12 protein-coding genes and 2 pseudogenes are annotated in these 14,617 nt (G+C 41.7%); 4 read left to right on the top strand and 10 right to left on the bottom strand.

Annotation, left to right across the window (positions count from 1 at the left end):
• Nucleotides 1–70: 70 nt before the first annotated feature.
• Together V7K84_RS07295 and V7K84_RS07290 are read right to left on the bottom strand one after the other, a co-directional pair.
• The gene (locus V7K84_RS07295) at nucleotides 71–1,147 is read right to left on the bottom strand and encodes a glycosyltransferase family 4 protein (protein ID WP_334837138.1); all 1,077 of its coding nucleotides are present in this window, start codon (nucleotides 1,145–1,147) and stop codon (nucleotides 71–73) included.
• A gap of 550 nt (nucleotides 1,148–1,697) precedes the next feature.
• Nucleotides 1,698–1,853, bottom strand: coding sequence for a hypothetical protein (locus V7K84_RS07290; protein WP_334837137.1), 156 nt, complete (start codon nucleotides 1,851–1,853; stop codon nucleotides 1,698–1,700).
• Between the two features lie 384 nt (nucleotides 1,854–2,237).
• On the opposite strand from V7K84_RS07290, the gene V7K84_RS07285 reads away from it, so the two are divergent.
• The 4 genes from V7K84_RS07285 (at nucleotide 2,238) to V7K84_RS07270 (ending at nucleotide 7,048) form a co-directional block, all read left to right on the top strand.
• The gene (locus tag V7K84_RS07285; RefSeq protein ID WP_334837136.1) at nucleotides 2,238–3,047 is read left to right on the top strand and encodes an ABC transporter permease; all 810 of its coding nucleotides are present in this window, start codon (nucleotides 2,238–2,240) and stop codon (nucleotides 3,045–3,047) included.
• Between the two features lie 429 nt (nucleotides 3,048–3,476).
• A complete protein-coding gene (locus V7K84_RS07280; RefSeq protein ID WP_334837135.1) occupies nucleotides 3,477–5,315 on the top strand; it encodes a bifunctional serine/threonine-protein kinase/formylglycine-generating enzyme family protein in 1,839 nt (612 codons plus the stop codon).
• Between the two features lie 27 nt (nucleotides 5,316–5,342).
• The gene (locus tag V7K84_RS07275) at nucleotides 5,343–5,804 is read left to right on the top strand and encodes a hypothetical protein (RefSeq protein WP_334837134.1); all 462 of its coding nucleotides are present in this window, start codon (nucleotides 5,343–5,345) and stop codon (nucleotides 5,802–5,804) included.
• 569 nt (nucleotides 5,805–6,373) lie between these two features.
• On the top strand, nucleotides 6,374–7,048 hold the full coding sequence (locus V7K84_RS07270; RefSeq protein WP_334837133.1) for a hypothetical protein: 675 nt from the start codon (nucleotides 6,374–6,376) through the stop codon (nucleotides 7,046–7,048).
• A gap of 300 nt (nucleotides 7,049–7,348) precedes the next feature.
• On the opposite strand, the gene hpxZ is transcribed toward V7K84_RS07270, so the two are convergent.
• The 8 genes and pseudogenes from hpxZ to V7K84_RS07230 form a co-directional block, all read right to left on the bottom strand.
• Complete coding sequence (gene hpxZ / locus V7K84_RS07265) at nucleotides 7,349–7,735, bottom strand: oxalurate catabolism protein HpxZ (RefSeq protein ID WP_334837132.1); 387 nt, start codon at nucleotides 7,733–7,735, stop codon at nucleotides 7,349–7,351.
• A 68-nt stretch (nucleotides 7,736–7,803) separates the two neighbouring features.
• A pseudogene (locus tag V7K84_RS07260) lies at nucleotides 7,804–9,047 on the bottom strand (MFS transporter).
• A 169-nt stretch (nucleotides 9,048–9,216) separates the two neighbouring features.
• The gene (locus tag V7K84_RS07255; RefSeq protein WP_334837131.1) at nucleotides 9,217–9,993 is read right to left on the bottom strand and encodes a sulfite exporter TauE/SafE family protein; all 777 of its coding nucleotides are present in this window, start codon (nucleotides 9,991–9,993) and stop codon (nucleotides 9,217–9,219) included.
• Complete coding sequence (locus V7K84_RS07250) at nucleotides 9,993–10,646, bottom strand: HAD family hydrolase (protein ID WP_334837130.1); 654 nt, start codon at nucleotides 10,644–10,646, stop codon at nucleotides 9,993–9,995. The genes V7K84_RS07255 and V7K84_RS07250 overlap by 1 nt, the downstream gene beginning before the upstream one ends.
• A gap of 15 nt (nucleotides 10,647–10,661) precedes the next feature.
• On the bottom strand, nucleotides 10,662–11,585 hold the full coding sequence (locus tag V7K84_RS07245; RefSeq protein WP_334837129.1) for a DMT family transporter: 924 nt from the start codon (nucleotides 11,583–11,585) through the stop codon (nucleotides 10,662–10,664).
• Nucleotides 11,586–11,804: 219 nt separating this feature from the next.
• A pseudogene (locus V7K84_RS07240) lies at nucleotides 11,805–12,731 on the bottom strand (NtaA/DmoA family FMN-dependent monooxygenase); the annotation flags it as partial.
• 76 nt (nucleotides 12,732–12,807) lie between these two features.
• A complete protein-coding gene (locus V7K84_RS07235; RefSeq protein WP_334837128.1) occupies nucleotides 12,808–13,722 on the bottom strand; it encodes a TauD/TfdA dioxygenase family protein in 915 nt (304 codons plus the stop codon).
• A gap of 81 nt (nucleotides 13,723–13,803) precedes the next feature.
• Nucleotides 13,804–14,604: an SDR family oxidoreductase gene (locus V7K84_RS07230; RefSeq protein WP_334837127.1), complete on the bottom strand. Its 801-nt coding sequence runs from the start codon at nucleotides 14,602–14,604 to the stop codon at nucleotides 13,804–13,806.
• Nucleotides 14,605–14,617: the final 13 nt, after the last annotated feature.

Below are 14,617 nucleotides of genomic sequence, written 5' to 3'. Positions count from 1 at the left end.
GACGATAGTCTGTATTCTACTTAGTTAAAAAGATGTAAGATTACATAAATGCGATATTTAAATGCGATCGCTAGCTAGCTAAATCAACCAAACTGCGGAAATGCCCATTCTGAGAAAATCGTTCTGCGATTATTTGTTGATAAACCGCCTCATAGCCATCAGTCATGTGCTTAACACTGAAAAGATTTTCGACATACTGACGACAAGCATAACGGTCTAACTCTACGACGCGATCGATTGCACTAATGCACTCTTGAATATTATTGCAGAGGAAACCCGTCTTGCCGTGGGAAATTACCTCTTCAGTAGACCCCAATTTCATCGCAATCACTGGCGTACCCGAAGCCATTGACTCAATCATCACCAATCCAAAGGGTTCTCGCCAAGTAATGGGGAACAGAGTTGCTACTGCACCACCCATCAGGGCATTTTTTTGAGCATGGTTAGCTTCACCCAGATACTCAATTTGCTCTCCGTCAATGTGTGGTTTAATTTCCTTCTCAAAGTATTCCACATCAACGACATCTATCTTACCTGCCATTTTTAAATGCCAACCGGCTTTTTTGGCAATTTCTATAGCTAAGTGCGCTCCCTTCTCTGGAGACATCCGACCTAAAAACGCTAAATAAGGAGAATCTTCTGGTTGGGAGTGAAATTCATAGCTGCTAACATCAATTCCGTTGTAAACCGTTGCTATAGAGTTTAAACCTAACCTTGGTTCTCGTTGTGCATTAGAAATATTGACGTAGGGTTGTTTTTTACCAAAACTAAACATCTTTTCGTTGTCAGGGGTAAAAGTACCGTGCAACGTGTGAACTGTAGGAGTTTTTACTAGATTTGCATAAGGCAGTGCCCCATACCCGATATGGGAGTGAATAATATCAAACTCTTCTGCGCGTTCATACACCGAAGCTAGATTTAGCATCTCGTAAATGCCGTAATCTTTGATAGTAGGATCGAGTCTGAGGGCACGGGGATGAACTGACGTTAGTTTTGCCAGACTAATAGAATCTCCCGATGCAAATAAGGTTACTTCGTGTCCGCGTCGGACTAATTCATCAGTCAGTAACCCCACTACTAACTCTACGCCACCATAAGCCGGAGGCGGAACTCTTTCCCACAGTGGAGCTAATTGAGCAATTTTCATCACAAACCTCCTAAAAAATAAAACTTGAATTAGAAGTTTTTTATTTCTGTTGTTTTAGTGCTTGTAATTGATCCACTTTGGCATCAATAAAGTAGCTTCAGATACTAAACTTCTTAACAATTCCTTTTAAATCTTATGCCGCTATTTCTATATTTTTCATCTATCTTAGTACGGAAATTACCCACTCCTCAAGACGTAAATACACTCTGTCTGATTATTTTTTGGTGATTTGGTGCAATTTTAAATATAGATTTTTTTACAACCAAGAATTTCTTAAAATCGTCAAAATTCAAGTTAAATCCTGATAATAGGCAGAAAAACTCGGTTATTGCTTATCAATTATCTGATTTACAAATATTAATTAAAAAATAATTCATCTAGGTACTCTTTGGGCGGCTTTCCGTACTCTCAATAATAATCTGTAGCCGCCCAAAGGATAAAGTCGGTAGCTTGAAATCAAAAGCAGCAATTTTTCTTATAAGTTCTATCCAAGTTCTTAAAGGTAGCAATTAGAATTAACTGTTAGACATCTGCAAAAATTAAATATGCGTTATCCAGAACCGTTATAGAGACATAGCAGTGCTACCCCGGATTTCTCACCACACCTCGAATGGAGGAGTAATGAGTAGTGAGTAAGGAGTAATGAGTAAGAATCTACAAGTTCTTGCACTGGTATTGCACCTGTTGCAATATGCTTATTACTCATTACTCATTACTCATCATCAAACGCCTGAAGTTTGTGAGAAATGCGGGCTACGCGTCTTTTTCACCAGATGCCTAGGGCGAAAGTTTACCTACTTTAGAACCAGTTTCTCAAAGCAATTTATCTGATTAATAGACCTCTTGCATAAGTCGAATTGACCCCCCTTAATCCCGCCGATATATTGGGGGGAAACTTGAAATTTTGCTCCCTCCCCAATACATACGGGGAGGGTTGGGGAGGGGTGATTCAACGATTTTTGCAAGAGGTCTAATTGAGATGCTATTGGATTCTCCACTAGTCAAAAGGGAGAAAAGATAGCTTAACTATTGACTTATTACATGAAATATGATATTTTGTATTGCTATCTAAGAAAAATCATATATAAACGTGAATATCTCTCCATCTCTCAAAAAACCGCGTGTCTCATGGCAGGCGGTTTTCTCACTGCTGATATTTGTGTTCATGTACCTGCCCATACTGGTACTTGGCTTTTATAGCTTCAATCAGTCGCCCTACAGTGCAACTTGGCAAGGATTCACTTTCGATTGGTATCGCAAGTTGTTTAGTGACGATCGCATCTTATCAGCTTTGCAAAATAGTATGATCGTTGCTGGTTGTGCCGTGGCAATTTCCGCAGTGCTGGGAACCTTGATGGCGGTTGGGTTGGCGCGTTACGAATTTCCTGGTAAGAAATTGTATCGGGGTATTGCTTACCTACCATTGATTATTCCCGATATTGCGATCGCAGTGGCTACCCTAGTATGTTTAGCAGCCTTTGCAATACCTTTGAGTTTGTGGACGATAGTTGCAGCCCATGTGGTATTTTGTCTGGCTTATGTCGGCCTTGTGGTTGCTTCCCGACTGACTAATTTAGATCCCCACTTAGAAGAAGCAGCACTAGATTTAGGCGCGACACCAACCCAAGCTTTCATCAAAGTATTGCTACCTCAATTAATGCCTGGAATTGTCGCTGGTTGTCTCTTGGCTTTTGTTCTTAGCTTAGATGACTTTCTTATTGCTAGTTTTACTGCTGGTAGTGGTTCTAACACCCTGCCAATGGAGATTTTTAGCCGCATTAGAAGCGGAGTTAAACCTGATATTAATGCTCTCAGTGTAATGTTAATTTTAGTATCTGCGATCGTTGCCCTTGTAGCGGAATTAATTCGCGCTTCTGGAGAGAATAAAACTTTTAAATAATAGTCGCAATTCGCAATAAAAGTTATAGGTAGGTGATTTCGTTCTTCGTGAACTTTTTTAGATAGCGAACAACAGTTATATTAAAATTTAGGGTGCATTACGGCAAGCCTAACGCCCGAATCTTATGGCAATATGCCATACTTTCTGCTAACACAACGTCATAGTATAGATAAGTAATACCAATTGTAAAAAAGAATGCGACAAATACACCATTTGTAGAGACGCGATGAATCGCGTCTTAACCCAAGGATGTGTTGCAATCATTAATTGAATTGGTATAAATAAATATAATTTATTCATTCTTATGCCCTCGTGTGAAAGATAGTTTTAAGCACATGAATAAACTTCCGTGTTCGCTTCTCTACATAACTGTTTTCAATTAGATAATATTGGGGCTAACTTTGGAGAAGATGCTATTTCCCCCTCATTATGCAAATCTGCCAAAATCCCAATTGCTCAAATCCATTCAACTCTGATAGCAATAGATTTTGCGTGAGTTGCGGACAAAGCAACTTTGGCAAACTTCTCAGAAACCGTTATCGCGTATTAAGACTCTTAGGCGAAGGTGGATTTAGTAGAACCTATGCTACAGAGGATGTAGACAGACTAAACGCCCCTTGCGTCATCAAGCAATTTTTCCCGCAGTTTCAGGGAACAGGACAACGCACTAAAGCCGCCGAATTTTTCAAAGAAGAGGCTTTTCGGTTGTATGAACTGGGAGAAAATCATACCCAAATTCCCAGATTACTAGCTTATTTTGAACAAGGTACTAGCTTGTATCTCGTACAAGAATTTATTCAAGGAAAAACTCTCTTACAAGAAGTTCAGCAGCAAATTTATGGCGAACAACAAATTTGGGAACTTTTAGCTGATTTATTGCCAGTTCTGCAATTCATTCATACTCATAACGTCATTCATCGCGATATCAAACCAGAAAATATCATCCGCCGTGCAAGTGATGAAAAACCCGTATTAATTGACTTTGGCGGTGCTAAACAGGTAACACAAACCAGTATCGGAAGACAAGCTACAGTAATTTATACCCTTGGCTATGCCCCAACAGAACAAATGGCTGGATTTGCTTGTCACGGCAGTGATTTGTATGCTTTGGGTGTAACTTGTGTGCGTCTTTTAACTCAATGTTTGCCCTTACAGGATTCTTCTGGACAGATTAATGACCCTATTTATGATGCCATGAGTGCTAAATGGTTGTGGCGCGAACGTTTACAAAAAAAAGGTATTACTATCAGCGACGAATTAGGAAAAATTTTAGATAAATTACTCAAACATCTACCGAGTGAAAGGTATCAAACAGCAGTAGAAGTCATCAACGATGTAAAGTTTGCCACATCAAACATTGAACCTGTTGCCTTAAAAATTGTTTCGATGCCTCAACCTATATTACCGCCGCTACCACAAAAAGTAATCGTCCCATTACCCCCCTTAGAAACCTTTGAATTTGACGTAGTGACAGTAGACACAGGTGGTAGAGAAGTAAACCGCATGAACTGTAATGCAAATTTCTTTGCTGAAGAATTAGGTAAGTCTGTCACATTAGAAATGGTATCGATTCCTGGTGGTACTTACATGATGGGTTCACCAGAATTTGAAGGAGATGCTGACGAACGTCCTCAGCATCAAGTTACCGTCGAACCATTTTTTATGGGGAAATTTCCTGTAACTCAAGCACAGTGGAGAGTAGTAGCAGCTTTACCCAAAGTCAAACAAGCTTTAAATCCTCATCCATCGAAATTCAAAGGTCTAGATAGACCAGTAGAAAATGTATCTTGGTATGAGGCTGTAGAATTTTGTCTCAGGCTATCAGAAAAAACTGGACGCGACTATCGTTTACCGAGTGAAGCTGAATGGGAATATGCTTGCCGTGCTGGAACTACAACATCCTTCCACTTTGGCGAAACCATTACCTCTGAGTTAGTCAGCTGCACAATGGAACCAAAAAGCAAATTCCGTAAAGAAACAACAAACGTCGGTACTTTTGAAGTCGCCAACGCCTTTGGATTGTACGATATGCACGGGTTAGTTTGGGAATGGTGTGCTGATTCCTGGCATAACAATTACAATGACGCACCCTTAGATGGAACAGCTTGGGAAGTTGGCGGCGATATAAATCGCCGGGTATTACGCGGTGGTTCTTGGAGTTTTAGTGCAGAACTGTGTCGCAGTGCTAGCCGTAGCTGGAATGAGTCAGACGGTGGACTGAGGGTTTGTGGCTTTAGAGTAGTATTTTCTATAGAGGAGATTATTTAGTAATTTAATTACAAGGCTGTATAAAGTATGAACAACAAAATTGAGAAAGGTGACATAGTAGTTATAAATAAAAGTGGAAAACATTATCAGCAAGTAGGTGAAGTTAGTCAGGTAGATTACAATATTTTCTTTGTCAAAATAGTTTTAGTAAAGTTAGGTAATCAAGAAGAAGCCTTTGAAGAAAAAGATTTACAATTAAAAACTAAAAAGCCGAGTCTGCAAGAAGTTATTACATCAATAGATAAAATTTTAGAACAAGTTACTCAGATTCCTCACTTGCCGACACAAGAGAAAATAGAGTTACCCAATCGTTTGAAATATCTGAAATTAGATATTCCTAAACTAGATAAGCAATTGATTCAAAAAAACTTCGACAGTATAGATAAAATACTTGCAGCAACAAGAGAATTAGACTCTTCAGCCAGATTTTGGCAGGAAATAGATCCTAATTTGGAAAACATAAGCTGGTGGATTAGAACAAGTCTGTGAACTAAGAAGTAAATCGGCGAGAATAAATCAGCTTTCTCTAGTTCTCAGCTAGAATCTGCGAATACCTAATTAGACTTATTGCATGAATCAATGAGCTTTCACCCGTAAATCCCTCTCCTTAGCTTGGGAGAGAGATTTTGAAATTGGCTCCTAAATCAATACAGTTCAGTTAAGAAAAATTGTAGGTTGGGTTAAGCAAAGCGCAACCCAACAAAGTACTGCAAATGTTGGGTTTTTACGTAGTTTAAGGTTTTTGGGGCGAACTCAACCGTATTGGCTCTTAAATAGTTGGCATTAGACATAATTAAACCTAACTATATTTTTTTCATTTTCTATCCTTAATGCTTTATACCTTATACTTTACGCCTCATTATGAATAGTGATTTTTATTTGTACCTGCTTCCTTAACATTGTATTTGTAACTAGATGGCTTAAATTTTGTTATTAACTGTACGTTTACATAAACTTAACTTTTTTGAATATTTTTTTAGAGTAAAGTTTGACTTTATAGATTAATAAAAGAGATTTTATTATTTAAAATAAAATTACGAAGATCATCAGAAATATATATGCATTTTTTTCAGTTTGCAGGGATTCTTAGTTGTACTACAGCAGCTTTCATCTCAATAGCACCCATACAGGTAGAAGCTGCAACTTTTAAAGTGATATCTGGAGTCACCAGCATCGATCGCGATCACGGAAAGATTCTTAGTAGTATTGGGCTAAACTTGACAGGTACTAATCAGACAGTTGCACCAATTCCTAGCAATTATTTAGTTGGCTTTAACATCGACTCACTTACTAACTTCACCTTCAGTGACGAGGGCGGTTTTACTCCGCTCTCAGGTACAATCGAGCATACTGGTACTGTTACATTCAACAATCAAATTACTGTTGGTGACTTTTCAATCGGTTTTGCTCCAGGACGTACTGTCACAGGTGCCAGCGGACTTGTTTTAAGAGACACATTTTCTTTAAATACAATTTTGTTTGATTTGAGCGCTCCGGGACTTGTGGCATTTGATGGCCACAATTTAACCATCCCTGATGTGAAATTGTTGATTTCTCCAGAGTTTGCTAATGCATTAGGCGACTCTAAATTGACCGGTTTGTTTGCTGGAACTGCACGAATTGATGCTCAAGTTGCTGCCGTACCTGAACCTGATAGTGTACTAGCAACTTTAGTAGCAGGTGCGGCTCTTTTAGCAACTAGGTTTTATACTCAAAAAATTAAATGCACCTGATATTTTGAAGCATAGCCAATCAAAAGTTCGCTCTACAACCAACGCTTAATCCTTTTCAAATCTCGTTCCTAGTCTCCCCTGGAACGAGATAACCCAATTATCAAAAGTGCTGAGTGGGGAATCTCACTTCTTTACTCAGCACAGGCTAAACGTCCCGCTAACGCTCAGTAAAAGTGCCCTATGACCAAATACTTTCCGCTCTCATATTGATGCAATAGCTAACTATGTTCCCGTGAACAGCCTCAACGTTCTTTTCTGGCAACTAATATCTAACTAAAATACTAGTGATAGTTTTGAAACTCATACTGGCAATAATGAAACATGGGCTGAAACCACCTTCCATCCTTCGGTAAACCTGTACCAAGTCTGGCTTTGTCGCCCGAAACGTTCTACACCATTAATAATCCGACGAAACTCTAGATTCACTGTTGCTGCATCTTTCCCAAAGGTTACAACCTTGAGATTCGAGATTTCTCGCTCTATTTTTGGGCTTGGTCGATTCTGGCGAAAGTTACGAATTTCATCACCGCCATAGAGGTTTTCTGTAATTCCAAACCGCACTACTTCGGGCGCATCCCAAAACAAGCTATCCATCACATCCAAATTGTTATTACAAAGGGCTTCTTCATACTTGAGGTACAAATCAGTTACTTCAGTTACAACAGTAGGATCATTTATAGTAGTCATTGTTGTTAGCAATTTTTGGTGTTATGGCTGATTGTGTAATCTTTCAAATAGCCAGAGCTATTTTTCTTTTAAGCTCCTTCAGTACGTAGATTCAAACGAACCAGATCGCGGAAGGTGGAGATTTGCTGCATAAATAAAATAGAACCTGCAATACAAATACTTGCACCAAGGATGACAGTATTGCTACTACCAATTTTACTTGCTAATGCGCCAGCTATTAAGTTGCCTATAGGTACTGCGCCTGTAGATGTCATAACGTAAAGGCTGGTAATCTGTCCGCGATTTTCATCAGTAACCAACAACTGAAGCAAAGTGCGTCCGGCAATTATCTGCAAAATAAAGCCGAAACCAGCTGCAAATAATGAGAGCAGTGAAAGCCAGAACATGCGGGATAGGGCAAAGATAATCAAGCTTACTCCCATAAAACCTATACCCAATGCTAGAACTTTACCCGATTCCAGTATATTGCTATGCTTAGTTAAATAGATACCACCTGCTAAGGTTCCCAAACTGGAAGCTGTCATCAAGAAGCCGAAAGTGTTAGGGCGCCCTGCAAAATCTCTTTGGCAAAAATCGGCCCCAAAGCTAAATAAAATCCCCACACGCAGCAAACTAAAGCCGAACCAATCAAGACTGAGCGAATTGGCAAAAACCCAAAAGCATATTTAAAACTAGTTTTTAATTCTTCTAAAGGTTTGCGTTTGGAAATAACGGCTTTTCTGGATGTCAGCCGTATTGCTAGCAGGGCAATAATTACAGCGATGTAACTGATGCTATCAATTAGGAAACATAGCCCCGATCCCAGCGCTACAATTAATAAACCTGCGTAGCTTGCCGCCGTAGGCATCGCAGGGCCTACCATACTCGTCACACTCACCAGGGAAGAGTATAAGGCAAAGGCATTACCGAGATTTTCCTTACCAACTGTTTCTGGAAGAAATGCTTGCCGAGTCGGAATATCGAAGGCGTTGATCGTCCCTTGCAGCACACCAAGAATTGCAATGTACTCGATATTAATCGTACCGCTTAGGGCTAGCCACGTTAGAGCTAAAGACTGAAGCATTCCTAGAATTTGGGCAACTAGTAGAATTTGGTGACGATTCCAGCGATCGGCGATGATTCCACCCAGAGGAATCAATAGAAGCGTGGGAATTTGGCTAGCAAAGCCCACTAAACCTAGTAACCAAGCGGAATCGGTGAGGCGATATACTAACCAACTAGTAGCCACTTGAGTCATGGACGTACCAATTAGAGAAATTGCCTGACCTGTGTAGTACAGGCGAAAATTTCTGGAACTAAAAGCACGCAGCATGACCTGTGATTTTTTTGATGCTTCCATACGTCACTCCGTAAGAGTTATGAGTCCTTGTAACAGTTCGTATTAGGACTTAAGTACAAGAAAAAAAACGAACCGCCAAGGACGCAAAGAACACAAAGAAAGAAGTTAAAAGGGCTTGGTGCAACTTCACTAAAAAATGGTTTTAACCGTGAATAAAAAAGTAGGCAGTCATGCTGAAGGCAACAATCATCACAAATTTCCGAATTAAGTGCGGTTCAAGTTTACGAGCATAATGGGCGCTTAAGTAACCACCAAGAGAACCACCGACTGCCATCAAAATAGCTTGATGCCAAGCAATCACACCTGCAAAAAGAAATGGAACGATCGCAATACCATTGATACAACTCCCTAAAAATGTCTTAAAAGCATTCATTTTATGGATACTTTTGATACCTAAAAATGTCAGAGTTGCCAGCATTAAAATCCCTAAACCTGCGCCAAAGAAACCGCCATAGATGGCGATCGCTAGTTGAGCCAGTACCAAATTAAACAACGGTACAGATTCTGGTAAGGTGTTCTGATTTCGACGCTGCAACCACTTTTTGAACGGTTCGCCAAAGGTAAACACAACTGTTGCTAGCAGCAATAGATAGGGAATCAGCTTTTTAAAGACATCTGGCGATGTATACAACAAGGCGATGGAGCCAATCATGCCACCAACTAAACTGACGCCACATAAAAGTAAAAAATCTCGCCGCTCGATGCCCAAATCTTGACGATATGCTCCAGCACTGGCTAGGGAAGCCACCCAAATCGCAGTATTATTGGTGGCGTTAGCTGCGATCGGGGCGACACCTGTAAAGATGAGAGTTGGAAACGTGATAAAGCTTCCACCACCTGCTACAGCATTTAAGCCGCCTGCAATAAAAGCGGTACTAAAGAGAAGTAAGCTATGGAAAAGTGTTAAAGATGGTGGCATTATTTACGAATTATTAATTTGGGAATATCACTTGGAGAATGAGCAATCAAGTCAGCACCATGAGCTTTTAATTCCTCCTCAGTTCCATAGCCATAGGTAACACCAATTGAAGCGATGTGATTGTGCTTGGCTCCGATGATGTCATGTGAGCGATCGCCTACCATCACCACAGTAGAGGGTAAAAGTTTTTTTGTTAATAAAATATGGTGAATTAAGTCCCCTTTTATGCTCCGCGTTCCGTCAAGTTCGCTACCATAAACACCATCAAAAAGCAATGATAAGCTAAAATATTCAATAATTTGTATTGCATAAATATATGGTTTAGAAGTCGCCACAAAAGTTTTACAACCAGCAAAACGAATGGCTTTTAAAACTTCTGTAATCTGTGGATAAAGGGAGTTTTCAAATAATCCAATGGTGGCAAAGCGACGACGATAATGTAAAATAGCTTGTTCAATTACTGTACTATCCAAGGTATTGAGTAATTGCGAAAAGCTATCTTTCAGTGGTGGGCCAATACACCAATTTAATTCATCAGCATTCGGTGGTTTGTAACCGAGTTCAGAGAGTGCATACTGAATACAACCAGTGATGCCAGGTTTCGGATCTGTCAAAGTTCCGTCTAAATCAAAAAGGATAGCGGAGAAAGGCATATCTTAATTTCCAATTCAACCCCTAATTTTGAGCGATTTCACAAAACCTTCTGCACTAAGTAACGCAATACCCAATGTGACAACACCAATCCCTACACTCTGAATCAAGTTTAAAGTTTCGTTAATGGTTATCCATGCAACTAACGCTGTCAATGCTGGACTGCTAGAGCCGATTATGGAAGCGGTAGATGCACCAACCATCCGAATCCCCACATTGTTTAATGTGTGTCCAAGAAAGCTGACAAGACCGGAAAATATGCTACCAATCCATAGGGGTGTCCAGTCAAGTTGAGCGCTTTTACCTGGCCAGAACACTAAGCTAATACCAGAGAGCAGTAGAGTACAGGCAAAACTGATCCAGGTAAAGGGAATTGGATGGAATTTTTCTAAACATTTTTGAGCAATGATGCCATAAAAGGCGTAAACGATCCCAGCGCCAAAACTAGCGAAAATGCCGATCGCAATGGTATGGCTGCTGTAGGTAGCAGAAGATTGGGGAATGGTGAGAGCGCTTCCCACCAGAATAATAGCCATTACTAGCCAACGGAACAATGTGGGGCGATCGCCAAAAAACCTCCAAGACAACAGTGCTGTAAATACGGGATAGGTGAAGAAAAGGGTCAAGGCAATGCCTGTGGGAATCAAGCCAATAGCAATGTAGAGTGAAGCAATATACACAAACATCAGCACCCCACAGCCAAGAGCTTGAATCAAAACATCCTTACCGTTGCGGGTGAACAAGTATTGGAGTTCTGTCCAAGCAGATGGATATAGCTTAAATGATAGAGATGCCATGAGTGGAACTACCAGCAGCATTCGCATGAACATCAGCAAGAAGGAATTCTGCAAATCCGGTTTAACGTATCCACCGAGTAAAAATAAACCTAGTACGAGATGTTCTGAAAACAAAACTCGGACAGTAACGTTGTGAAACGTCAAAACAAAGGAGGATAGAAGAACCGTCAGGATGCCCAACACGATAAAAAGTTTCCTTAGAGACGACTTGATTGTATTGTTAAAACCACTGGAATAACAAACCAGATGAAGTTTGAGGAAATCAAAGCCGTCGCTTCAAAAACGCTGCCAGACGGTTAAAGAGACGCGATAAATCGCCGTCTCTACTCTTAATTTATCTATCAATTATTCATTGACAGACTACTATGTAAAGGAACCGACGCCCACAGGTTCAGGAGCAGTTTTTGTGGTAAACTGGTTCACCGGACGGGGCAAACCAAGATTTTCACGCAAAGTACTACCTTCATACTCAGTACGAAATATTCCTCGGCGTTGCAGTTCGGGAATTACCAAGTCCACGAATTCCTCTAAACCCCCAGGTAGCCAGGGCGGCATGATGTTAAATCCATCAGCCCCACCATTAACAAACCAATCTTCTAACTGATCGGCAATGTGTTCTGGTGTTCCGAGAATCGTTCGATGTCCCCGCGCTCCTGCAATCCACAAATACAGTTGCCGGATTGTTAAATTCTCTCTACGAGCAAGATCGGTGATTAGTTGCAAGCGGCTTTTGCCACCGTTGGTATCAGGCAGATCCGGCAGCGGCCCATCTAGAGGATATTTGGACAAATCATGGCCACCCACTAGCCCAGAAAGCAGCCCTAATCCGACCAAGGGATGAATCAACTCCTGAAGTTGCTCATATTTATCCTTAGCTTCCTGCTCAGTCTTACCAATTACTGGGAATACCCCTGGCATAATTTTGAGATGGTCAGGTGAACGTCCGTATTTAGCCAATCTCCCCTTGACGCTGGTGTAGAAGGCTTGAGCTTCTACCAATGTTTGTTGTGCAGTGAAAATCACCTCTGCTGTTTGGGCAGCTAAATCCTGTCCAGCCTCAGAAGATCCAGCTTGTACGATTACTGGATATCCCTGTGGTGGACGCGCCACATTGAGCGGACCGCGCACCGAGAAATGTTTGCCCTTGTGGTGGGGAACATGCAACTTTTGTGCATCAAAGTAAATACCTGACTCCTTATCGTGGAGGAAAGCATCGTCTTCCCAACTGTCCCAAAGTTTGGTGACAACATCCACAAATTCCCTCGCCCGTTCATAGCGTAGCGAGTGTTCTCGGCTGCGGAAAACCGAGGGCATTGGGCATACGATGTTGCCCAATGCCTCATACCTCATGCCCAATGCCCAAGTATTACGCAGTCACCGCCTGACGACGGTTGTACTCAGAAGCATCTCCTTTGATAGCCTCACTTTGTTTACCATCAATGCCCACTGGGAGGTCGCCGACAATTGTGACTCGTTGAACGTGGCGGGGCTGGTCGCCGTAATCTGCGATCGCATAATGTTGAGTAGCCCGATTATCCCAAAAAGCAACATCACCAACTTGCCAACGCCACCGGACTGTGTTCTCAGGACGTGTTACATACGCTTGCAACAGCCGCAGAATATCATCTGATTCAGTTGTTGATAAGCCACGGAACTGGCGCACAAATCCGCCGATGAATAGCCCACGCTCCCCAGATTCAGGATGGACGCGTACAACTGGGTGCAGAGTCTCGTACACAGTCGAGGTGAAGACAGCGCGGTAAGCCTTGGCATCTTCAGGTAGGTCAAATGCAGTAGCATAATCGTATTTGTTGCTATGTACTGCCCAAAGTTGGTCTGCAAGATTACGCAGATGGATAGGTAAATCTTGGTATGCAGTCACGGAGTTTGCCCAGATTGTATCGCCACCAGTTGGAGGAATATCAAGCGCTCGTAAGACGGAACCGAGAGGTGGACGGTCTACAAATGTCACATCGGTATGCCAGCTATTGGCGCGGGAAGTGGTGCGGCCATAATTCAGGTCTAAGACTTCTGGATTTTCTGGCAGCGATGGTACGGTGGGGTGGGCTGTAGTGAGTTCACCGAAACGACGAGCGAAAGCAACCTGTCCATCAGCATCAAGCTGTTGCTGACCACGGAAAAAGATAACTTTGTATTTGACTAAAGTCTTGCGAATATCGCTGATGATGTCATCACTGAGGTTAGAACTCAGATTAACACCGATGATTTCAGCACCGATACGTCCTGCAACTGGTTTGATATCAAAGTATTGAGAACCCATGTTTTTATCTCCAAGAAGTTTATGTTTTGACAAATTGTAGAGACGCGATTCATCGCGTCTGATTCTGATTCATCGCGTCTGCTAAACACCAGGGGTAGATCCGCCATCAACGATAATCTCTGTTCCTGTAATCGATGCAGCAAGATCGGACACCAAAAATAGCGCCAGCGCGGCAATTTCTTCTGGCTGGGCGATTCTTTTTAAAGGAATACTCTGGATATTTTGTGCCTTCACTTCCTCAACGGTGATGCCTTGCGCTTGGGCGTTTTGCCGAGCTAAAGTCTCGGCACGCTCTGTAGCAGTAGCGCCAGGTGAGATAGCGTTAATGCGAATCTTGTACTCAGCTAGCTCTTTAGAAATGCCCTTTGTGAAATTCAGCAAAGCAGCATTGCTTGTACCGCCAGCTAGGAAGTTCGGACGAGGTGTCCGTCCTGCACCACCAACGATATTGACAATCCGCCCATCACCGCGACTTTTTTGATGGGGAACGACGGCTCTAACTAAGCGGATATAGCCCAATAATTTTAAGTTCCAAGCATCCAAAAATAAATCATCAGTGGATTCTAGGAAAGACCCAGCACGGGCTGAACCTGCATTGTTAATCAAAATATCAATCTGATTAAATTGGGACAATGTTGTGGAGACAACTTTCTCAACATCCTCTGCTTTAGTTAAATCAGCGCTGATGGCAATAACTTTAGCGCCAGAAGTTGGTAAAGACTGGATGGCAGCTACTGCATTTTCTAGTCTTTCTTGATTGCGGGCTGCGATCGCAACATTCACGCCCTCACTATAAAGTGCTTTGGCGGTAGCTAATCCAATGCCCGCACTTCCTCCTGTAACGATCGCTGTTTTACCTGATAGTTTTAGTTCTAAACTCATACAAACTTACCCT

The sequence above is a fragment of the Nostoc sp. genome (assembly GCF_036917315.1).
Taxonomy (GTDB): Bacteria; Cyanobacteriota; Cyanobacteriia; order Cyanobacteriales; family Nostocaceae; genus Nostoc.
Note: the sequence above shows the minus strand (reverse complement) of the source record. Positions and strands in the feature narration are given on the sequence as shown.